This window comes from Pseudomonas qingdaonensis (assembly GCF_018398475.1).
In the GTDB taxonomy this organism is placed as follows: domain Bacteria; phylum Pseudomonadota; class Gammaproteobacteria; order Pseudomonadales; family Pseudomonadaceae; genus Aquipseudomonas; species Aquipseudomonas palmensis.
The window spans coordinates 2802118-2823449 of the sequence record NZ_CP074676.1; the positions used below are offsets into that span (position 1 = coordinate 2802118).

The window sequence follows — 21332 nt, forward strand, 5'->3', positions numbered from 1 at the left end:
CTGACAAGAACAAGACGGGGTATTGCAGTGACACGACTCAAAGACAGGGCCTATTGGCTCGACAAGGCAGCAACGTTGCCGCTGGAGGGCAGGGCATTCATCGACGGGCGCTATGTGGACGCGCAAGACGGGGCGACCTTCTGCACCCGCAGCCCGGTTGACGACGCCGTGCTCGCGGCGGTGGCCCAGTGCGCGAAGGCCGATGTGGACCTGGCCGTGGCTGCTGCGCGGCGCAGCTTCGAGGCCGGCGTGTGGAGCGAGCTGGCGGCCCGCGAGCGCAAGGCGGTGCTGCTGAAGTGGGCCGCACTGCTCGAGGCGCATACCGACGAGCTGGCGCTGCTGGAGACCCTGGACAGCGGCAAGCCGATTGCCGATACCATTGGTGCCGACCTGCCGGGCACGATCTACTGCCTGCGCTGGTTTGCCGAACTGATCGACAAGGTGCACGGTGAGGTGCCGGCCACCGACCCGCAGTTCTTCGGCACCGTGACCCAGCAGCCGCTGGGCGTGGTGGCGGCGGTGGTGCCCTGGAACTACCCGCTGCTGATGGCCGCCTGGAAGTTCGCCCCGGCCCTGGCAGCCGGCAACAGCGTGCTGCTCAAGCCGTCGGAGAAAACCCCGTTGAGCGCCTTGCGCATCGCCGCCCTGGCGATGGAAGCGGGTGTTCCGGCTGGGGTGTTCAACGTGCTCCCCGGTGATGGCGCGGTAGGGCGCGAGCTGAGCCTGCATGGCGACGTCGACTGTATCGCCTTCACCGGCTCCGGCGCGGTGGGGCGGCAGATCGCCCAGAACGCCGCCGCCTCCAATCTCAAGCGTGTATGGCTGGAGCTGGGCGGCAAGTCGGCCAATATCGTCATGGCCGATTGCGCGGATATCACCCAGGCCGCGCAGTCGGCAGCAGCGGCGATCTTCGCCAACATGGGCCAGGTATGCAGCGCCGGGTCGCGTCTGCTGGTGCAGCGCTCGGTGATCGAGCCGCTGCTGCGCGAACTGCTCGTGGCCACCGACAGCTATTACCCGGGGCACCCCCTGGACCCGGCCAGCGTCACGGGTGCGATCATCGACGCGGTGCAGTTCGAGCGCGTCCAGCGCTACATCGAAACAGGCCGGCACGAGGCGCAGTTGCTCAAGGGCGGCCAGGCGCTCTCGCCGGTGGGGGCAGGCGCCTACCTGGAGCCGACGATCTTCCTTGCCCCGGACGCAACCGCGCGTATCGCCAACGAGGAAATCTTCGGCCCGGTGCTGGTGGTGATTCCCTTCGACACCCTCGATGAGGCCATCGCCATCGCCAACCAGACCGAGTTCGGCCTGGCGGCGGCGGTGTGGTCATCCGACCTTGGAACCATTCACCGCGCCACCCGCCAGCTCAGGGCCGGCACGGTGTGGGTCAACTGCTATGACGAACTGGTGGACATGAACTTCCCGTTTGGCGGGTTCAAGGAGTCCGGCAATGGCCGGGACAATTCGGCCCATGCGCTGGGCAAGTACACCGAATTGAAATCCACCATCCTGCGCTGCCGTTGAGGTCAACCCCATGCAAAACACGCTTTCAGCCTTGAACCCGCAACAATGGACCGTGCCACTGCCCATCGAGTACGGCCCGGGTGCGCGTCATCACCTGGCCAGGCTGTGCCGGGACTTCAACATCAGCCGACCGATCATCATCACCGACCAGGGCTCGCTGCGCCTGCCCTTCGTGGATGAACTGCAGCGCAGCCTGACCGAGGCGGGGCTTGCCTGCGGCCTGTACGGCGGCATCGAGCCCAACCCCACCGACCAGTCGGTACTGGCCGGTGCCGCAGCCTATCGGGCCTGGGGCGCCGACGGCATCATCGCGCTGGGGGGCGGCAGTGGCCTGGACGGCGGCAAGGCGGTGGCCCTGGTCGCCCGTCAGCAGCGCAGCGAGCTGTGGGCCTTCGACTTCGACAAGCCGGTGCCGGCAGGTTTCAGTGCGGCGGACTTTGCGCCGGTGATCGCGATTCCCACCACCGCCGGCACCGGCGCCGAAACCGAGAGCACCGCGATGCTCACCGACACCGGGCGCGGCATCAAGGGCTGCGTGTGGCACCCACGGGCGCGCCCGGCGGCGGTGATCCTGGACCCGGAGCTGACCCAGAGCCTGCCGGCCAACCTGACCGCATGGACCGGGTGCGATGCGATCATCCATGCCCTGGAAGCCTACTTCGTGCCCAGCTTCAACCCGCTCAGCGATGGCGCCGCGTTGCAGGCATTGACGCTGCTGTGGGGCTCGATCGACACCGCCGTCGAACGCGGTCACGACCTGGAGGCGCGGGGCAACATGCTGATCGGCTCGTGCCTGGCCGGCGTGGCGTTTCTCAAGGGCCTGGGGCTGGTGCACGCACTGAGCCATATGGTGGGCGCCACCTACAACACCCACCATGGGTTGACCAACGCGGTCATCCTGCCGGTGGTGCTGCGCTACAACCAGGCGCAGATCACCCCGCGCCTGATGCCGGTGGCGCAGGCCCTGGGCTTGCCGGACGCCGAGTTCGAGACCTTCTACAACGCCGTGTGCGCCTTGCTCGACCGCCTGGAGATTCCCAGGTCGCTGGCCGAGCTCGGGGTCCGCCAGGCCGATGTCGGCGCCGTGGCACGCAAGGCCATGGGCGACCCGGCGCGGCTGACCAACCCGCGCGACAGCACCCAGGCGCAACTGGAGGCGCTGTTGACCCAGGCGATCAACCACGCCCGCGATTGATGAACCCGCTGTTTTCCGCTTAGCCGTGCAACCAGACCAATAAAAAAAGGTGCAACTGCCATGTCTGCCTCCCACTCGGCGTCCAAGGGACGCCTGAACCTTGAAACACGCTCCATCGATTACGTCCCGCTCGCAGAGCGCCACGGCAAGGCGTGGCACCTGTGGCCCATCTGGTTCTGCGGGGAAGCGCACCTGACCACCCTGGCGGTGGGCATCATCGGGGTCGGCATGGGCGCCAACCTGTTCTGGTCGGCGGTGGCGATCTTCCTGGGCTGCGCCTTCGGCACGCTGTTCATGGCCGGCCATTCCACCCAGGGCCCGCAGATGGGCCTGCCGCAACTGATCCAGTCGCGCCCGCAATTCGGCTACCTGGGCGCGTTGCTGGTGTATGTGGTGGCCATCGCCACCTACGTGGGCTACAACGCCTTCAACCAGTTGCTGGTGGGCCAGACGCTGCACGAACTGTTCGACGTTCCTGAAAACGGCTCGGCCATCGCCTTCTCGCTGCTGGCGATCGTCATGGCGATTGCCGGCTACAACACCTTCCACAAGGTGCAGCGGCTGCTGGCGTTCGTGCTGATCGCGGTGATGCTGGTGTTCACCGTGGGGCTGTTCTTCTTCGTCAAGCTGCCAGCCGATCAGCTGAGCGTCTCGGACTTCAAGGCAACGCCGTTCCTGGCGCAGTTCTTCGTGGCCGCCGCGTATCAACTGAGCTGGGCGATCTACGTGTCGGACTACTCGCGCTACCTGCCGGCCAACGTCAGCGTGCGCTCGTCGTTCTGGTGGACCTACATGGGCGCGATGATCGGCGGGGTGTGGATGATGCTGATCGGCGCCCTGGCCGCGGCACTGAGCCCGGGGCAGAACCTGGCCAAGGGCCTGGTGATGCTGGGCAACACACTGTTCGGCGGCTTCGGCGAATGCCTGCTGATCCTGGCGGTGCTGAGCCTGGTGACCAGCGCGGCGCAGAACTTCTACGGCGCCTCGATCACCTTGCTGAGTATCGCCGACACGGTGAAGACCCAGACCTCCACCTTGTTCAAGCGCATCGTTTCGATGTTGCTGGTGGGCGGGACCGCGATCGCCATCGCGATGACCGCCTCGGACAACTTCGTGAAGGACTTCGGCGACTTCCTGGCCATCCTGCTGTACCTGTTCACCCCGTGGACGGCGATCAACCTGGTGGACTTCTACAAGGTACGCCACGGCAAGTTCTCGATTACCGAGATCTTCAAGCCCAACGGGATCTACGGGCGCTGGAACTGGCGCGGCATCGGCGCCTACGTGGCAGGCTTCGTGGCCATGCTGCCGTTCTCCAGCACCGGGCTGTATACCGGCTACGTGACCACGCTGCTCGATGGCGCCGACATCAGCATGCTGGTGGGCCTGGTGGTGTCGGCGCTGGTCTACGGGTGGCTGTGCCGCACCCAGGACATCGCGGCGGAGCTGTCGCGCATCGATGAACTGGACAAGGACCTGGAGCGCGGCCTGAGCGCCAACTGAGCCTGTCGACGATTGCCCCGGCGTGCGCAACGCACGCCGGGGCAATCGCCATTTCCTGTCACTTGCCCGGGCAAAAGTTGCTAAATTGTCGCCTCGCTTGGCGACTGAGATGTAGCCGCTGTCCGGAGACCGGGGCCATGCCCCGCAGTGCACAGGTTGTTGACGTATGAGCAGTGAGCCCGAAGTAACCCAACCCAGGAAGCGTCGAACCCGCATCGACCCCGAGACGCGCCGCAAGGCCATCATCGAGGCGACGATGCAGTGCATCACCCGCTATGGCCACAGTGGCAGTACCCTGGAGCGCATCTGCGCGCAGGCCGGGGTGTCCATCGGGCTGATCGGCCATCACTTTTCCAGCAAGGAAGAGCTGATGCTGTCGACCTACCAGGAACTCACCGACCAGCTGCGCGAAGAAACCCGCAAGTACCTGGCGGTGCAGGGCGGCACCCCCGAGGACCGTCTGCTGGCGATCATCCGCTCCTCGTTTCGCGGGCAGATCTTCAACGAGTTCATCCTCACCACCTGGCTGGGGTTCTGGGGGGCGGCGGTATCGTCGGAGCAGCTGCGCGCCTTGAACAAGAAGCTCTATGCCGACTATCGCAAGGAACTGGAGTCGGTGTTCAAGGCCATCGGCAAGGCACAGGGCACGCAGATAGACGCCAAAAGCGCGGCGTTGACCATCACCGCGCTGATCGACGGCTTCTGGCTGGAATGGGCGCTCGACCACAAGGCCTTCAGTTCGAAGAAGGCCGAGAAGTGCTGCATTGTCACGGCGCAGATGTTCGTCAAGGGCGCCGAACCGCTGCAGCCTTGAACGGCTAGGCGAGAAACTCCGGCTCGGCGGGGGGCGCCTGCGGGGTGTCCTCGCGGATGCTGATGTACAGCGCCGCACCGCACACGCCCACCAGCCCCACGCTGGCGATCACGATCTCGCCCAGCAGCATTCCCACGATCAGCAACAGCAGGCTAAGCCGGCAGAACAGGGTCATGGCTGTCTCCTTGGCAGTTGGATTGTTGTGCGGCCTACCTTATACGTTCGCCATGGCTGCATGCAGCACCGGCGCGTTGCCATGGCATTGCTTCCCTGTGCTTTGGCCGAATTACCACCTGCGCCCAGGCCGGGCGAGGGCTACTTCGGGGGTGATGGGCAAGACGTGGCCGGGGCGCTAGCCGTGACCGGGCAGTGGCTCAGAAACGCCTGCAGACCTTGCTGATAGTCGTCCGCCGGCATCAGCTCGCTGTGCCTGGCAATCAGGCAGGCCATGCCCTTGGCGCGCATGTCTGCGCTCGCCACGTGGTAGAAATCCGGCGTTTCCAGCAGGTGTACGACTTGCTCCCAGGCCAGGACCGTCTTGCCGCCCCGGGCCTTGTCCAGCGTGAAGCCCTGATCATCGAAGCTCAGCTTGTACGTGTCCTGGGCCGATTTCAGGGGTGCCCGAAGCCTGGCCTCGATCAGGCGCTGGTTGAGCCCGCGTACCGGTGCCCGGGGCTTGGCGTGGTTGGCGGCGATCCGCGCTTGCAGGTGGCCGAGCCAGCGCCCGGAAAAGCGCCACCACAGCGGGATGAACACCAGTGTGAACAGCAGCAGGGCGATGGCTTTCTCCGGGGTGATGCGTCGCTCCGGGAGATACACCGCCAACAGGGCGCCGATCAGGCACAGGGCGAACATCAGCGGGCCGATCAGGCGGCTCTGCCACCTGGCGAAGGTGGCCAGGGCGCGGGCCTGTTGCGCGTCCTGCTTGAGCAGTTCCTGCTTCAGCGGTTCGGCGATCCAGGACTGGAGGTGGTCGGGGGTGATGCGGTAGTGCAGTTCCATGAGGGGGAATCCGAGGTCCGTCGGGGAGGGCGGCAGTCTACCGGCTTGCGCGCTGCAGGGGCGCGGCTCAGGTGGGAAACTGCGCCATGTGCCGCTCCACCCACGCGTACAGCTGCTCGTCGAGCTGCGTGCGCTGCTGGTTGAAGCGGGTTTGGCAGGCGTCGAAGAGCAGGTCCTGCTGGATCCGTATGGCCAGCTCGACGTGGCTTTCATCGGCATGGGCCTGGCGCAGGTGCTGCTGGCGCTGATCGGCCTGCTCCAGTGTGTGCGCCAGGGCATCGAGCTGCAGGTGCCTGAGTTGGGCGATGGCCTGGGGCAGGTGAAAGTGCAGGGCACTGTCAAAGCCTTCCCATTGCTCGAAGGCCAGCCATTCGTGGATCACCATGAAGCAGCGCAGCGCCGGGGGCAGTTGATCCAGGCGCTCGAAATCCAGCCAGTACTGGCGGGGCAGCTGTTCGGCGGTTTCGATGGCCTGGGCGATCAGGTCCAGGGCGCGTGGCTTGTCCTGGTGATGGTGGCGCAGAATGCGCTGGGTCAGGGTGAAACGCGCTTCGTCCAGGGCGGTCAAGGCGCGGCTCAGGTCGTAGCCCGCACTGTGCAGGTACTGGCGGGCCTGGTGGTGTGGCAGACCGGATTTTTCCATCAGCACCTGCAGCAGTTCGGCCTTGTACAGCTCGGCGGCCTGCTGCGGGTTGCCGGCGCAGCGTTGCAGCAGGGCCCGGGCGTGGCGCAGGCCGATGGGCAGGGCGCTGCGCAGTTGCGCAAGGGCCTGGGTGAGTGTCGGGTCCATTGACGGAGGTGCCTCGGTGTCTGCTGGGGAGCGGGTGTGCAAGAATGCCGGCTCATGACTGATGGACACAACCAGAGGCGCAACAACAATGAACCGTCCGCTTTTCGTTTCGCTGGATGGCCCCAAGGGAACCGGCAAGACCACGCTGCTGGAAGCCGTGACCCAGGCACTGCGGGCTGACGGCAGAAAGGTGGTACGGCTGTCCGAGAAAAACAGCGACCCCGGCCGGGGCGAGACGATGGCGCTCGTCAACGCACTGGTCAGAAACCCCAGCCGGTCGCTGGAGTGGGCGGTTTGCGAACGCCTTGCCGAGAGCCGGGCCTGGATTTCCCGCCAGGTGCTGACCAGGCAGCCGCCCAACAGCATCATCCTGATCGACCGCTGGTATCCATCGGATGCGGCGTTTCGCCGGATAGTGCCGTTTGCCGAGATTCTGCGGTTGAACCTCGAGCGCGAGGTGAGTGTGCCGGACCTGCACGTAGGGGTGGTTACCAGCCCGCAGATTTCGTGGGCGAGGGCGGCGGCCAGAACCCGAGGGCTGGGCAGTACCGTGATGTTCAGCCTGGAGGAGCAGGTTGCTGCCACGCAGGCATTCGAGCAGGCGGTTGCGGATAACGGGTGGGTGCTGTGCCGTAATGAAGGCACGGTTGAGGAGGCGGTGAGGCAACTGGTTTGCGAGATCCATGCTGCCAGTCAAAGGATTCACAAGGCGATCGGTTGATCGTCCCATACCCAGAATGTGCCGTTCAGCACCATCCGATTTTCCAGCGCTGGCTATCCCTGAGTTCCTGCCAGTCGAGCAGTTGTTTTCGCCCGCTGTGCACGGCCTGCAGTTCGATCTGCAGGGGTGTGCCGTGCTCATCGCAAATCAACTCGGTGACCAGGAAGTGCTTTTCACGGTTGACCGGCTGGCAGGCGGTCCACTTTGACAGCCCAAGCTTTCGTGGATTGAAACGGTTCATGCGTCCTCCGGCAGTTTCGAGCAGATTGCGAGTTGCCCAAGAGGCTGTCGACTGCTGAAGCAGTGCCTCTCGACCCAAGGTGAACGCTCGATCAACGCGTTCGGGGTCTCGGGACGCTCCACTGTAGCCTCTTTCAACCAGGCTCGCAGTGTGGCGCGGGCTTGGGGGCGGCCTGGCCGTTGACCGCATCGGGCATCGGCGGGTGATCCTGCACAGCCTGCATCAGGTCTTCTGTCAGGCGCAACTCGGCACCGGTAGGCGAAAAGGTTGCCGAGGCCGTGAACGGCGCAGGATTGACCGGTACCGGGCGCTTGCCGCGACGCCAGACGAAAAACGTCACCATGCTCAGGTTGACCACCGCGAAGGCCCAGAACAGCCCGTTTTCGCCCAGCGATGTCATGACCGGCGAGATCATCAGCGGGCTCATGGCAGAGCCCAGCGAGTTGATCAGCAGCAGGCCCTGAATCATGGGTACCAGCGCCTCGGGCGACGCGCGGTCTGCTGCATGGCTGACCGCTACCGGGTAGAGCGCGAACACGCCGCCGCCCAGCAGGAACAGCAGTGCGGCCAGCAGCGTCGCGGACAGCGGCAGCAGTACCACGGCCAGCGACAGCACGCTGCATACCCCCGCCAGCACGGTCAGCACTTCCAGGCGGTCCCTGCGGTCGGACCAGCGCCCTACGGGATACTGCAGCAGCATTGCCCCGAGAATCGTCCAGGCCATCAGGCTGCCGACTTCGCCGATATCGTGGCCGATACGCTGCAGGTACAGCGGAAGCAACGAATACACGGCGGCAATGGCCACCCCTGAGCCAAAGCAACCCACCAAGCCGGTAGGCGTCACCCCCAGCAGCTGTCGTGGTTTGAGCGGCTCGACCTGGTCGAGCAGCGGCGACACCCGCGGCAGGATCACGATCGGCAGCACCGACAAGGACGCGAGCATGCCGGCGACCATGAATGGCGCCGTGTCGCCCCAACCGGTGATCTCGCCCAGGGTTGCCTGGCCCAGCACGCCAGCGCCGTACAGGGCGATCATGTAGAGCGCTAGCAGGCGCCCGCGGATCTTTGCGTCACCGGCCAGCAGCAGCCAGCTTTCAATGACCAGAAACACGCCGACGGTGGCCCAGCCGTTGATCAGGCGCAGCACGAACCAGCCCCAGGTGTCATAGAACATGCCCTGCAGCAGGATGGTGACGCCAATCAGCGAGGCGAAGCTGCTGTAGGCACGGATATGGCCGATCCGCAGGATCAGCCGGTCGTTGAACAGGGCGCCTAGCGTAAGGCCGATGAAGTAGGCCGAGGCGACGATACCGATCATCGTGGCCGATTCCCCGGCTTCGCCCAGGCGCAACGTGGTCAAGGACGACAAGGCACCATTGCCCAGGGCGATGATGAACAGGCCCAGCAGGGGCGCCAGCGCCATGGCCAGCAAACGCGGAGACATAAAAACCTCGAGTGACCTGCTGCACGGCGCCTTCGGGCAGTACGCGCGATGTATCGAACGGCAGGAAAGGGCCAGCCAGGGCAGAGCGATGCCCCCTGCAGACTGTAGAAAAGGAGGCGAGATTTTAAGCATTGCGCGGCATTTGCCAAGTCACTTTGCTGCGACGTTGGGACGCAGGCGGTGAGGGGGGAGGAAAGTGCGCAAACTGTTCGCCATTCTGGCGTTATGTCTTAAGATGGCCGGTTGCCGAAAGAACCGTCATGGCTATCGCCATGAAGGGCTTTCATCCTTTGCATATCAAGTGTGGTGAAGATGAACAGGCCTTTCATTTCGCTGTGCCCTGAAATTACCCGGGCACATGCGCTGACGTTGATGGACTGGTTGGAAGACGAACGTGTTACCTGCTATCTGAGTGATTCGCGTGATGTTTCTCGCTCCATCGAACAAGCCATCGATCGGACTCAATTGCCGATCCTGACCCATCTATTCAATCGGGGCGGCCGATTCTTCATGGCCTATGACCGGCATGACGCCCCCGTCGGCTTTGTCCGCCTCGTCAAGACTGGCTCCAACTGCGAGATCGTCCTGGTCATCGGAGACAGCGACAAGTGGGGCCGAAACCTTGGCGCCCGTACGATTCGCGAAGGCATGAAACTGGCCTTCCTCGACATGCGGGCCAAGAAGCTCATCGCCAAGATCCACCCGGACAACACGCGCTCGCTGAAAGCCTTTGTACGCAGCGGCTTTGTGCTGGAGAGCGAAACCCCGACATTGAAGTCATTTGCCATGACGATGGGGCGCTACCTCACGTTCTTGCGCGAAGGTGCCGTGGGCGACTCCACCGGGATCTACATCACAGAAATCGACAAGGCCAGGCTCGAGGGCCTGATCGCGCTAGAGGAAGGCCCGACCGTGGTGGAACTCGAGCATGAGCTCGAGCGGGCCATCGTCGTCAAGCCGCAGCAGGTGGCGCGCAATGTCGTCACGATGAACTCCAGGGCCTTGTTGCAGCTGGACGACGAGGAGATCGAAGTGGCGTTGGTCTACCCCGAAGACGCGGACAGCAGCACCGGCAAGCATTCGGTGTGTTCCGACATCGGCGCCGCGATCCTGGGCTATCAGGAGGGGGACGCCATCGACTGGCGAATCGCTGATCGAACCCGCCGGATCGAGATCCGGAAAGTGCTCTATCAGCCCGAGGCTGCGGGGCATTTCCACCTGTAGCTGCACTTTTAGTGGATGGTGGCTATACAGTGGCTATGCTTGGCGTTTCGCAACCCGGCTCCACGAGCCACCTGATGCTCGATTCCAAGGACGGACCATGCACGCTGAAAGGGATGGCACAAACATAACCGGTGTGATTCGAGCCTACGGCGCAAGGTCTCTTGAGACCGAGCCAGCCTGGGCTGCGTTGAATGACACTGGCGGTGCGAGCGCCGCGATTGACGATGACGGGAATGAGGCTGCTGAAAGTACCGACAAGGACGCTTTCGGTCGCGCCATGAAGAAGAAGGCTGCCCTTGACCCGTTCAGAGGCTTTGCGTGAGTGCGCAAGTCTGGATGGCGAAATATGGTGCCCTGCGCACCACGCCAGAAGCTGCAGGCAATGGCTGCGCGCAGCAGACCGTATCGGTGCTGCTGGAGGAAGGCTGTACCCTGTGCGATCAGGGCGAGTTCGATGCCGCACAGGCATGCTTTCGTGCCGTTGTGCAGCAGTGTCCTGACTGGGCTGTTGGCCATAACAACCTGGGTTGGGCCTTGCAGCAATCGGGGCGCAACGAGGACGCAATTTCGAGCTACAAGGCTGCGATCAGCCTGCAGCCTGCCTTCGACCTGGCCAGGGCCAACCTGGCCTTTTTGCTGGCCACGCTGTATGGCCACATGGGCCAGCACGATTCGGCCCGTGGCATGTGGGAGGTCCTCGGCGAACTGTACCCGCGCGATCCAGAGATCCTGGAGCAACTCGTCAGCACTTCATTGCGTACTCACGACCTTGACGCTGCGGGCCTGTGGGCTGCGCACTATGCCTCTGTAGTTCGTGGTGACGAGCGCAGCCTGTCTCAACCCGGTGCCTGCGAAGGGCGTGGTGCTGTATCGAGGGCTTCGCGGGCGAAGCTGGCCCACGACCTGGAGCAGTTACGCTATTTGCGAGACCACCAGCTGATTGGTCCGCGTCTTGAGGCGGAAATTGCTAGCTATCAGGCAGCTCTCCAACCATTCGAACAGCCCAACAGTTTGGCAACACCCCCGGCCAACGTCGCTGCGCTGCCCCCGAGCTACGGGCGTAATGTGCACCAGTTGCAGGCTCCGCGACTGCAAGAAGGGGCCTTGAAGATGAGCCAGGCGCTGCTGCGAGCTGAACGCGATTACCTGGAGAGCCCCCTGGGCCTGGTCGTGATCGACGACTTCCTGTCTGCTGATGCACTGGCGCTTGTGCAGGCGTTCTGTTTGCAGTCCACCATCTGGCATACCGACCGATATGCTCATGGTCGGCTCGGCGCGTTCTTCAGGGAGGGTTTCAATTGCCCGCTTCTGCTGCAGGTTGCCGATGAGATTCGGCGTTGCTTCCCCCAGCTTATCGGCAAGCATCACCCATTGCTTCAGATGTGGGGGTTCAAGTACCAGCATGACCAGCCTGCGACACACCCCCATGCAGACTTTGCCGCTGTGAACGTGAACTTCTGGATCACGCCGGACGAGGCAAACCTTGACCGCGACTCGGGAGGGCTTGTGGTCTACGACGTCGAGGCGCCCTTTGACTGGGATTTCGAAACCTACAATCGCCAAGGTGATCGAATTGCCGCCTTTCTGAAGGAGGCTGGAGCCCGGCGCACAGTCATCCCTTACAGGTGTAATCGCGCTGTGATTTTCAACTCAGATCTGTTCCATGCCACCGCGCCACTGGCTTTCCGGCCGGGCTATCTCAATCAACGGGTCAATGTGACGCTGCTCTTCGGGGAGCGTGGCAGCGCGCCAAGGCAATGAGACTGCCAGCCCGGTGAGGTAGCCACCGGGCTGGCAGCATCGGCTATTCGCCTTGCGTGCGGATGTCTACCTGCATGCTACCGACGTTGTCCGTCAGGCCCGCACCATAAATCCCGTTGAGGTCATCGTTGATGCACAGTTGCAAGCCCCCCGACTGTCCTGCCGGCACCTTGACCTGAGGCCCAACCAGAAACGGTGCGTTGTCGCCAATGCGGCCGATCAGGGCCCCCTCGAACTGGCCGGGCAGGGTATAGCCTTGCTTGGCGCGATAGTTCGTGTTGCCGGCCGGGCCTGTTTTCCCTGTTGCCGGGTTGGAAGTCCAGGAGCCTTGCGCTGCAATCAGGGTGACCTGGCGGCCAGTCACTGTCAGGCCGCTTTGCTGCCAGGCTTGATTGGCCTGAATGGTCACGGTAACCGGATACAGGATGTTCACTGCATCACTGACGCTGGAGGCGTCGAAACCCGCTTTGCCAAGGGCTTCATTCATCTCGGTGGCCGGTGTGGCTGGCAGCACTTTCGGGTTGAGAATGGTTTTCCCGACGTCAAGCGCGGTCAGGTCCGGGTAGGTGGTGTGCAGGATGATTGCGAGTTGGGTCGCGGTCAGGGGCGAGAAAACCTCGATCACGGCTTCGGCCACTGCGGTGTTGTCGGTGGTAGCCCCTCGGGCACGTGACTGGAGCTGGGCCAGTGCCTCTTTGACCGCCTCAAGGGGGCTCAGCCCTTGTTGCTTAAGAGACTGCAGGATGCTGATCAGGGTTTCGGTGCTCATGCTGTTTACCTCTCGTAGTCGCTGTTTGTAATGGGGTGAATGACGCAGTTGAACGGTGGATCTTCTTGCTCGGCATGGCGGCGTCACTGATAAGCGAGCACCAGCGCAGTTGATAGCTCCACAGGCGAGATGGCGGGGTACGCCACCTTGAGGCCTGTCGCGGTGTCCGTTACGGGGTAACCTGCCTTTGCCATGGCGCGCGCCATCTCTGATACGTCAAGCTGTGGGAATGCCTTCAACAGATTGACTGCGCACAGCTCTCCAGGCACGCCCTGGCCACGCTGGGAGGCGGCAAACTGCAACGGATCGGGATACGCCAGGGCGAGTACGGTCGCCAGCTCAAGGGGTGGGGTATCAGGCCACACAGCAAGCAGGCCATTGCTGGTCTCAATGGCCGGGTAGCCGCCTTGCGCCATGGCGATGGCCAAAGTGTCCGGTGTCAGGTTCGGGAATGCCGCTATCAACTGTGTACCGCACGCGCTCCCCTCGATAGTGAGGGCATGCAGCGCGGTGGCCATTTCTGATGCGGTTGCATAGGGCGTAATCGTCACCTCGACGACGGCCGACGGCACGCCCGCTACGTAGTTCACCTGGTCAGCGCCAGGCAGCGCCCAGACCTGCACCTGGTAAACGGAAGGCGAATGCGAAGGGCAGGGTAGAGCGAAGTCTGCATGCTCGACGCCGCTTTCCTCCCGGGCGTGCAGCTCAATAACCAGAGGGGCAGCCCCTTTCTTCTGCGCCAATGCCTGGTAGCGCAATGCACCAGCAACCGAACGCCAGCGCAACGCAACATTGCTGCCGATACTGCTGGCCTGGAAGTCCTGGGGCTGGCCTGGACGTACAAGCGTCAGCGGCTCGCTGTCTGGACTCGCTACGGATGCATGCCCACCCTTGGCCGTTACGCTGAAGCGATAATCCCCCGCTGGGGAAGCCTCTTCGAAAATGAATGCGTATGTCGCAGGTGGGAGCGACTGATCTGCGCCGGGCTCGATCTGGACCCTATCGGTCGCACTCCCGGGCAGGCGGGTAGAGAGCTCGTACGAGGAGGCCCCGGCAATCGGTGGCCAACTCAGCTGCACTCCATATGCTGGCGCCGGGACCGTGGTGTCTGCTTGAGCGCTGGGTTGGGCCGGCGCTGTCAGCCGGTTGAAGGGAGCCGCCGCCCAGCGGGTGGCCGATTGTTCATGAACACCCTGGACCTGGGCCGTGTAAGGGCCTGAAGGCCACTCTGGGCCAAACTCGAACTGGGTCTGCCGGGCCGCACCCGCCAGGTCCGGGTTGTTCAGCAGGATGGTCGCGGCACTGTCGAGCAATTGCGCGTGATAGCGCGCATTGCCCTGGCCACCCCCCCAGGTCAGAGTGACCACACGGTTGGTGATGGTGACTCGCGGATCAACAGGCGGGCTCTGTGTCGCGGTTCCTGTTCCTGTTCCTGTTCCTGTGCCGCCAGTGCCAGTGCCAGTGCCAGTGCCAGTCCCTGTGCCTGTGCCAGAAAAGAAATCTGCAACCGCGACTACGGCCCCGGCGACCAGGGCCCCAGCAGCGCCGGCCCCCGCCTCTGCGGCCGTGGCTGCGGCAAGGGTCTCTGCAGCTGTCGCAACAACAGCATCTGCTGCTACACCGTCGATCAAGGCCTGGCAGGCAAGAGTAGCGGCATAGGAGGCCGCGGCTTTTCCCGCGGTGAGACCAATGACGGCAGCAATGGCCTCTCGGTTTTTCACCAGGGCTTTGACAAATGATTCAGCTGCTGCAGCCAGAGCACGTTCGATGTAGTTGCCCAACTCGGAAAAGCTGATCGAGTTGGGTAGGGGGATCGACACCAACCCTGGAAATGGAATCGCTACCGCGGTGAGGGAGGTCTGCGCGACGCAGAGCGTATAGGACCCATCGAGGACCAGCGTTACCCCCTCATCATTTTCCTGGGTACCAAACGAGACATTCACGCGGAATTTCGACTGTAGAAGCTTCTCGAAGGCGAACCCGACGAGTTTGCCGCACCCGGCGCTGCCCTGGTCGGAGAGTTTCTGCAGTGTCTTGATGAAATCGATGGCGTTGGTCAGATACTCGAAACTTGGCCAGTTCGTCACCTGGAAGCCACCGTCCTTGCTGTACCGAAGCCCCAGGGATGTGCCAGCGGGCAGGAACGGTGGGTAGTTCGATAGCGCCGTGAGCGTACCGTCGACCTGGGTGTTTCCCTTCGCGTTTCTGGTGGCTTTCACGCGGACGTCGACGCCAAATTGTTCCTGCATGAACCATAGGCTGCCAACGAAACCCATAGAGGATTTCTTCTCGACGGTAGACAGCTCGAACGCAGGCCCGCCGATGGGCTGTGAGGCGCGTGATGCCGCGATGGTCACGATGAAGAGGTCGATGGGCTTGCCCAGGCTGATATCGGCAGTGACGCCATCCTCGGCAATCTGGATCGTGCCGACCACTTCCAGGGTCTTGACGAGTGTCAGGTCGAACAGCGCCCTTATGTTGAACCCATTCTGGTAGTCGATGCTGGCGCTAAGTTGACGATCGGGCAGGTCCCCCTCGGCAGGGCATGAGAATGTCTCCAGTCTTGCGAGTTGGCTTCCAGCGGCCGAGCGGTAATACAGCTCGCTGCCTGCCTTGAAGGTGATGTCGATGAGCGAGGTCGGCCACGGGGCCCCCGGGATGCATTGGTTGAACACATCACCGATCGACAGTGCCTTGTCGACTTTTATGCTGGCCACCTGGGGTTTGCCGTTGTGCAGGTAGATGTACCCGGTCAGCTGGGCTGAGCCGACTCTGACCGTACCCTGGACCTGGAATGTTCGTTGATCATCGTTGTCGCCATAGCGAGCGAATATCCCGAACACCAGGCGCTGGAAGGTAATGCCACGCATCTGGTCGCCGAAGAGCCTGGTAACGCTTTGATCGGGTTCGGCACTTTTCAAGCAGGCTGAGAAGGTTCTGTTGACCTCGTCCGAGTTCAGTACCCCTTCGAACAGATACTGCTTCTCATCAAAAAGGGACACACGCAGCTTGCCTTTGACATTGAGCTGTCTGGCTTCCTTGAAGCGATATCGAACCTCGACCTCTTCAAAGCCGAACAGCTTGAACAAGCGGATGTTCGGCAAGCTGGCCAAGTAGATCGCGTCACTCACCGCCTTGCCGGCGACAGTCCCTCTAGCCAGCACCGCGGAGAGTGAAAGTTTGTCACCGTCGCCAGAGGGCGAGGCGTACCCTATTTCAATCAGGCTGCCGAACAGCTTGATATCGTCGAGGCTTACCGTCAGCCAAAACCCCGCTGTATTGGTCATCGGCTCGGTGGCCCTGGAGACACTGAGTGGAACCGGCGATTGCGGGAAAATCTTGTCCAAAGAGGTGTTCGGGGGGACCGCCCCGTTGCCGAAATGACTGAATGTGAAGAACCCGGCATCCATCACCCTCAGATATTCGGCCGGAAGCTCGATATCGAAGGCTTTGTTGAGTTCAGCGAGAACATTCCACCCCTGTGCATCCTCTGTTCCCAGGTCTGCATAGATCAGGCTGTACTGGCGTGACAGGTCCAGCTGGCACTTGCTTCGGGCGGCGATCTTGCGACCAAAAATCTCCGACCAGGCAAAGTGCGCCGTAACGCGGATATCCATGGGCGAGGGGCCCTCCCGCAGGCAGGTACATCAATGCGGTGGGGCATAGTGACATGCCCCACCGTGGAGGAGTCAGGCCTAGGCTTCGAATTTCCCGTCTTTGTATTTGCCTTCGGAGACTTCAACGTTGAGCGCCTGGACGACCTTGGCGTCACCACCAATGGCGTCGGAGATCAGGTCCATGGGGGGTGCAACTGCAACGTATACCTGGTCGGTGGCGCCGACAGCGACTTCGAGAAGTGTCTGCAGTACCGCGTCTGCGGCTTCGCCTTTGGAGGTGACAGTGAAGATGAACGGCTTATCGGCAGTCGGTGCGGAGTTGGGGATGTTGAGCGAAGCTTTGTAGGTCTTGTTGTCGATCAAAAACTCAGCATTTACTTTGGCACTGATACCCATTCTGAGAGCTCCTTGCTGCATGGACTGGGGGGGAGGTGGCCACCTTCCTGGTGACGCGACGGTGGCGCTTGGAAAAGTAGTAGGCACTCGGCGATATAGCAAATGGCCACGATCTTTTTTTGCCTCGCTGCAGGTGCGTTGCGGGCGCGACATTCCTTCGCTCGTGGGCTACCGGGGGCGGCCACGCAGGTAAAGAAGGTGTCTGCAGCATCCGTGGCGATTCAATGAGCGCTTCGCTGGCACAGCAGGATATCGGTCACTTTTTGATGCAACGCTACAACTGGCAGCGACCGCATCAGTTCAACAGCGGGCTAGCGCCCGCTGTTGCTGAGGAAAAACTTAACGCAGTGTCCGGGATGAGTTAACCACTACAGTATTGACCTCTTGTAGGGTGAGAGTTTCGATGGAGCAGGTGGTGGAACGGGAGATCTGGGGTAGGGCGGAAGTCGTGTTCGGTGGGTGTCTGGCGGATGAAGTCAGCATCATGCTTGAATCCTATGAGCGTAAGCCCGGGAAGGATGAACTGCTTCGAGTCACGCCTGTATTGATTGGGGAAGTCTCCTATCGCGCATTTCTCGACGCGTTGTGCGCGAAGTCTCGTAAGGACGTGAGGGTCTACGACCACGACTGGCATATCGAACTTCGTTCTGGACTGTGGCTTCACCTTGTCAGAGGACTCCAGCGGCAGCTGGTTGTCCAGGGCCATGCTAGCGAGCGTTTGGCAGAAGACTTCTTGGCTCATGAGATTGGAATCTGATCGCTTTCACTCACTGAATCTGCCTGGCCAGTAGTGGGCGCAGCAACGCGGAGTTAACGGATCTTCCCGCCACCACTTCTATTTTCGGCCTCTGTGCTAGGGATCACGTTCAGAGGCAAGCAGCAGCGTGGATTATACGTTCACACGGCTGATCGGCTCGAACCAAGTCGGAAGAAGTTCTGGGAACCGGGCCTTAAGCCACTCCACGAAAATATCAACTACTGGAGAGAGGTGGGACTGACTGGGGTAGAGGATCGTGACGCGCCTTGGCCTAGGCCTAAATGGCCGGAGAATTTCCACCAGTGCACCACTGGCCAAGTGTGCATCGAGAATGACACCTGGAGCTTGAACTATCCCGAAGCCCGAGAGAGCGCATTGTACGTAGCTTCCAGACTCATTCACGGTCACCAATGATCGAGGGCCGTATTTTCTTTCTTTCCCGTCCACGATGAATTGCCAGGCAAGTGGGCGATTGCTCGGCCTGACAGGAAACCACACCGTGGTGGCCTGACAATTCTTCCACGGTTTTCGGTTCACCTCTCTCGCTCAGGTAACTTGGAGATGCGCAGGTGATCATGCCCGCCATACCGATCGGGCGCGCAATGAGCGTCGAGTCGGGGAGGTCGCCCAAGCGCAGTGCACAATCTACACCCTCTGCGACCAGATCGACTGTCCTGTCAGTCACCCCAAGGACAATCTCGATGCCGGGGTATTCCCGGTTGAAGTCTCGTAGAGCATTCACGAATCGCTGCTGCGCGAAGGCTGCAGGCGCTCGTAACTGGGTATTGCTGGGGCGCGATTTGGGGCGATGACACGCTTCCCTTCAAGACCTTCAGCCTGCTGAACATTGGCATGCTGACCGCGATGAGCCAGCACCATGAGCTGAGCGTTCATGTCAAAGGCGCACTTACCAACGGCGTAACCAAGGACGAAATCCGCGCTGTCCTGATGCAGGCGGGCATCTACGCTGGCGTGCCACTGGCCCTGGCAGCATTCCGCATGGCCGACGATGCGATCAGGGCTTGGGAAGAAGAGCATGGCGCCCGATAAGCCCGCACTGCCTGGGGTCTAGCGTTGCTGATCCCGAGCATTCCTCTACAGAACCAGTCTATCCCCCTCTAAACGACTAGCCTGAAAGGTGGCCAACTGCTATCTTCAGGCCGTTTCTGCTTGACCCATTCGATCTGATGATCAGTTCATAGGACATCCTCAACGGAGAACAATCATGAAGGATGATTGGCTGATCAAAGTAATGCTTTATGTCCTTTCATTGTGGTTGCTCTTCGTTTCACTGTTGATCATGTCCTATGATGCTACGTTACTGACCAACGTGGCGGAGGCCGTGAAACAACGTGATCTCAAAGCATTGTGCGATGATTTCAACGTTAAAAACCTGGTGTTTGTCGTCAGTACACTCTTCATTCTGGTGGGTGGACTTATCCTCTGGCTGCTCGCAAACAGCTATCGAGGAGGGTGGTCGATCACGTGCCGCGTTTCAGATGTAAGCGACGAAAATCACGAGCACCTTGAATTTTTGGCGACCTATGTCATGCCACTTGTTTTCACGGATGTTGAAAGCAAACGTACAGTGTTGAACCTAGCCTTGATGATTGTAGCGATTGGGGCGATCTACGTAAAAACCAATAAATTCTATTCCAACCCCACTCTTGCGATTCTGGGTTTCAAAATTTTCAAAGCAACGATCCACGACAGAGGCGAAAAGCAGTTTGTAGTCATTTGTCGAGGGCAACTGACCGATAAGAGTGTAATTCGTTACATTCGTATAGATAACAACACCTGTTTGGCTAAACTGGATAAGTAAATATGTTCACTGGCATTGACGCTATCACCCGATCTCCTCATGTCTCAGGCGAGGCCTTCTTCCTTACTGAATCTGCGAATGGTCTTGCGGTTAGCTCCGTTCAGCTGGAGCCCGCAGTTGAAACGGAGCTGACGCGTGCATTCGCTTATCGCTTGCAGAAAGCAGTGGTAGAGCCAAATGACGGCAAAGCTGCCGTCCCTCTGGTCTCCACCGCGTTGGAGCGCGACAAACTGGTCATGGAGTATGACGATGTCGCGATCGGGCATTTGCCTGCGGAATTCAACGAGATCAGCCGCGTTTTAGCCTTTGGCATCAATGCGCCGGCTCCGAGATTCGACTTTAACCAGCAGAGTCTGTCGCAGGTGAAAGGGGTGGTGTATTTGCTTAGCGATGGCCAAGGGAATAGTGTCGTCCTGTACCAGCACAAATACCCCGTGTCACTGCACAAAAAAACCAAAAGCTCATTCTGTAGCTTCAATGGCCGCACGCTTGGTAAGGTCAATTATGATGCAATCGATATCAACGATACGATTGACGTCTTCTACTATGGCGGCAAATTCTACACGCTGAATCTGTCGCTTTTGGAACGCTTCTACGGGCTGGAACAGATCATCAATAACCTTGCTCACTCAGCGACGCCGCTGATTCTGGCGCTGGGGATTCTCAACATTGCAGGTGTGGCTGCTCCAGGTGATATTTTCAAGGATATGTATCGTGATCGTGCTTTCATGCGGCGCCTGGCTATGGTCTCGAAGGGCAACATTGTCCGACAAGGCTTGAACGTCGCTCAAATCCAGGGTGTGATGGCCAACTTCCCTATATTTGCTCGGACGATTGACCTCGCAGGCGGGATGGTCAACTTGTCCACGAAAGAGCAGAAGCGGAATTTCATCAGGTTGCTCAACAATGAGGCATCATTCACCGCACTGGATCAGACTCCATTCTTGGCGGTGGAAAAAGACTCTGCTGCGTAACCCAGCACACACTCACTTTTCCCAAGGACTGACGACGTATCAGGCATCTGACGCTCTCCGTCCGAAGGGCGTCATAACCTCCTATCGCGTCGTGCGGGAACGATTCATGACGATGTTAAGTGCTTCTACTCAGCAAATGACCAATGAACCCGGTGGTTCTTTGGGAGACTGCGCTCTTTGCGGCGAAAAAAATGTGATCCTTAAAGAGTCTCACAGCATTCCGAAATTTGCTTACGATTGGCTTAAAAGAACATCTCCCACACAATATATTAGGTACAGCTTAGACGTTAACGTTCGACGCCAGGATGGCCCTAAAGAGTATCTCTTGTGTGGAGAGTGCGAGGGAAGGCTTTCTATTGTAGAGAAAGCTCTGGCCGAGAATGTGTTCCGCAAAGTGGCCAATTATCGAAAGCAAAGTTCTAAAATCACCATCACGATTCGGGCTTCTAATTCCTGGATTTTTTGCTACTCGGGCGTCAGCGCCTTGCTGGTCGGAGTGACACCGCCTCGCTCTGCTGGAGCTGGTTGACCCATCGACGCAGGGCCGACTCCACCAAGCCGAGCGAACGGGCTGCTTCGATGTGGCTGTAGCCTTGGTCGAGCACCAGGCTGGCAGCTTCGCGTTTGAGCTCGGGCGTAAAGGTACGACGTTGCTTGGTCATCAGACACCTCTCTATGGCGAGCATTCTCGCCTAAAGGGTGTCCGGAATCATTAGGCCACTACACCCATGGAGCAAGCGTCGCTGCAATGCGTTGCATGGCGTCTGCTCTGCATTCC

The 21332-nt window shown here is 60.8% G+C and carries 20 protein-coding genes and 3 pseudogenes; 12 read left to right on the forward strand and 11 right to left on the reverse strand.

Annotated features, from left to right (window positions below; all coding sequences use genetic code 11):
* Nucleotides 1–27 precede the first annotated feature (27 nt).
* The 4 genes from KH389_RS12770 to betI all read left to right on the forward strand — a co-directional run bounded on the left by KH389_RS12770 (nucleotide 28) and on the right by betI (nucleotide 5036).
* Nucleotides 28–1524 (forward strand): aldehyde dehydrogenase family protein, encoded by a 1497-nt coding sequence (locus KH389_RS12770; protein WP_213607433.1) that lies wholly within the window; start codon nucleotides 28–30, stop codon nucleotides 1522–1524.
* Nucleotides 1525–1534: 10 nt separating this feature from the next.
* Nucleotides 1535–2719 carry an iron-containing alcohol dehydrogenase gene (locus KH389_RS12775; RefSeq protein WP_054914492.1) on the forward strand — a complete coding sequence of 395 codons (1185 nt, stop codon included), beginning with the start codon at nucleotides 1535–1537 and terminating at the stop codon, nucleotides 2717–2719.
* A gap of 60 nt (nucleotides 2720–2779) precedes the next feature.
* Nucleotides 2780–4222, forward strand: coding sequence for a purine-cytosine permease family protein (locus KH389_RS12780; protein WP_043861246.1), 1443 nt, complete (start codon nucleotides 2780–2782; stop codon nucleotides 4220–4222).
* Between the two features lie 166 nt (nucleotides 4223–4388).
* A complete protein-coding gene (gene betI, locus KH389_RS12785; RefSeq protein ID WP_052504246.1) occupies nucleotides 4389–5036 on the forward strand; it encodes a transcriptional regulator BetI in 648 nt (215 codons plus the stop codon).
* A 4-nt stretch (nucleotides 5037–5040) separates the two neighbouring features.
* Here betI and KH389_RS12790 read toward each other — a convergent pair whose 3' ends face one another.
* The 3 genes from KH389_RS12790 to KH389_RS12800 all read right to left on the reverse strand — a co-directional run bounded on the left by KH389_RS12790 (nucleotide 5041) and on the right by KH389_RS12800 (nucleotide 6828).
* A complete protein-coding gene (locus tag KH389_RS12790) occupies nucleotides 5041–5211 on the reverse strand; it encodes a hypothetical protein (RefSeq protein ID WP_173925048.1) in 171 nt (56 codons plus the stop codon).
* Nucleotides 5212–5351: 140 nt separating this feature from the next.
* Nucleotides 5352–6038: a hypothetical protein gene (locus KH389_RS12795; protein ID WP_213607434.1), complete on the reverse strand. Its 687-nt coding sequence runs from the start codon at nucleotides 6036–6038 to the stop codon at nucleotides 5352–5354.
* 67 nt (nucleotides 6039–6105) lie between these two features.
* Complete coding sequence (locus KH389_RS12800; RefSeq protein ID WP_213607435.1) at nucleotides 6106–6828, reverse strand: hypothetical protein; 723 nt, start codon at nucleotides 6826–6828, stop codon at nucleotides 6106–6108.
* A gap of 88 nt (nucleotides 6829–6916) precedes the next feature.
* Here KH389_RS12800 and KH389_RS12805 point away from each other — a divergent pair, with 88 nt between their 5' ends.
* Nucleotides 6917–7549, forward strand: a complete 633-nt coding sequence (locus KH389_RS12805) for a dTMP kinase (RefSeq protein WP_104572467.1) — start codon at nucleotides 6917–6919, stop codon at nucleotides 7547–7549.
* A gap of 25 nt (nucleotides 7550–7574) precedes the next feature.
* Here KH389_RS12805 and KH389_RS12810 read toward each other — a convergent pair whose 3' ends face one another.
* Nucleotides 7575–7790: a TIGR02450 family Trp-rich protein gene (locus KH389_RS12810; protein ID WP_054914496.1), complete on the reverse strand. Its 216-nt coding sequence runs from the start codon at nucleotides 7788–7790 to the stop codon at nucleotides 7575–7577.
* A 133-nt stretch (nucleotides 7791–7923) separates the two neighbouring features.
* Entirely contained in the window at nucleotides 7924–9234 is a 1311-nt protein-coding gene (locus KH389_RS12815; RefSeq protein WP_104572466.1) for an MFS transporter, read from the reverse strand.
* A gap of 260 nt (nucleotides 9235–9494) precedes the next feature.
* Between KH389_RS12815 and KH389_RS12820 the strand changes: the two are divergent.
* Together KH389_RS12820 and KH389_RS12825 are read left to right on the forward strand one after the other, a co-directional pair.
* Nucleotides 9495–10458, forward strand: a pseudogene (locus tag KH389_RS12820) (bifunctional GNAT family N-acetyltransferase/nucleoside diphosphate kinase regulator).
* 318 nt (nucleotides 10459–10776) lie between these two features.
* On the forward strand, nucleotides 10777–12219 hold the full coding sequence (locus tag KH389_RS12825) for a tetratricopeptide repeat protein (protein ID WP_213607436.1): 1443 nt from the start codon (nucleotides 10777–10779) through the stop codon (nucleotides 12217–12219).
* Nucleotides 12220–12262: 43 nt separating this feature from the next.
* Here KH389_RS12825 and KH389_RS12830 read toward each other — a convergent pair whose 3' ends face one another.
* The 3 genes from KH389_RS12830 to KH389_RS12840 form a co-directional block, all read right to left on the reverse strand.
* Entirely contained in the window at nucleotides 12263–12988 is a 726-nt protein-coding gene (locus KH389_RS12830) for a hypothetical protein (RefSeq protein ID WP_196932219.1), read from the reverse strand.
* A gap of 83 nt (nucleotides 12989–13071) precedes the next feature.
* Nucleotides 13072–16605: a hypothetical protein gene (locus tag KH389_RS12835; RefSeq protein ID WP_213607437.1), complete on the reverse strand. Its 3534-nt coding sequence runs from the start codon at nucleotides 16603–16605 to the stop codon at nucleotides 13072–13074.
* Between the two features lie 78 nt (nucleotides 16606–16683).
* Nucleotides 16684–17001: a hypothetical protein gene (locus tag KH389_RS12840; RefSeq protein ID WP_043861263.1), complete on the reverse strand. Its 318-nt coding sequence runs from the start codon at nucleotides 16999–17001 to the stop codon at nucleotides 16684–16686.
* A gap of 224 nt (nucleotides 17002–17225) precedes the next feature.
* Between KH389_RS12840 and KH389_RS12845 the strand changes: the two are divergent.
* Both KH389_RS12845 and KH389_RS12850 read left to right on the forward strand, forming a co-directional pair.
* Nucleotides 17226–17366 (forward strand): annotated as a pseudogene (locus KH389_RS12845) (IS3 family transposase); the annotation flags it as partial.
* A 38-nt stretch (nucleotides 17367–17404) separates the two neighbouring features.
* Nucleotides 17405–17758 carry a hypothetical protein gene (locus KH389_RS12850; protein ID WP_213607438.1) on the forward strand — a complete coding sequence of 118 codons (354 nt, stop codon included), beginning with the start codon at nucleotides 17405–17407 and terminating at the stop codon, nucleotides 17756–17758.
* A 132-nt stretch (nucleotides 17759–17890) separates the two neighbouring features.
* Here the strand turns inward: KH389_RS12850 and KH389_RS27765 are convergent, their stop codons facing one another.
* Nucleotides 17891–18256 (reverse strand): LysR substrate-binding domain-containing protein, encoded by a 366-nt coding sequence (locus KH389_RS27765; RefSeq protein ID WP_420831965.1) that lies wholly within the window; start codon nucleotides 18254–18256, stop codon nucleotides 17891–17893.
* Nucleotides 18153–18500, reverse strand: a complete 348-nt coding sequence (locus KH389_RS12860; protein ID WP_213607440.1) for a LysR substrate-binding domain-containing protein — start codon at nucleotides 18498–18500, stop codon at nucleotides 18153–18155. Before KH389_RS12860 ends, KH389_RS27765 begins: the two co-directional genes overlap by 104 nt.
* A gap of 56 nt (nucleotides 18501–18556) precedes the next feature.
* Between KH389_RS12860 and KH389_RS12865 the strand changes: the two genes are divergently transcribed.
* The 3 genes from KH389_RS12865 to KH389_RS12875 all read left to right on the forward strand — a co-directional run bounded on the left by KH389_RS12865 (nucleotide 18557) and on the right by KH389_RS12875 (nucleotide 20554).
* On the forward strand, nucleotides 18557–18808 hold the full coding sequence (locus KH389_RS12865) for a carboxymuconolactone decarboxylase family protein (RefSeq protein ID WP_244988723.1): 252 nt from the start codon (nucleotides 18557–18559) through the stop codon (nucleotides 18806–18808).
* 175 nt (nucleotides 18809–18983) lie between these two features.
* Nucleotides 18984–19580, forward strand: a complete 597-nt coding sequence (kwaA, locus tag KH389_RS12870) for an anti-phage protein KwaA (RefSeq protein ID WP_244988706.1) — start codon at nucleotides 18984–18986, stop codon at nucleotides 19578–19580.
* A gap of 2 nt (nucleotides 19581–19582) precedes the next feature.
* Entirely contained in the window at nucleotides 19583–20554 is a 972-nt protein-coding gene (locus KH389_RS12875; protein WP_213607441.1) for a Kiwa anti-phage protein KwaB-like domain-containing protein, read from the forward strand.
* 468 nt (nucleotides 20555–21022) lie between these two features.
* Here KH389_RS12875 and KH389_RS12880 read toward each other — a convergent pair.
* Nucleotides 21023–21216, reverse strand: a pseudogene (locus KH389_RS12880) (transposase); the annotation flags it as partial.
* Nucleotides 21217–21332 lie beyond the last annotated feature (116 nt).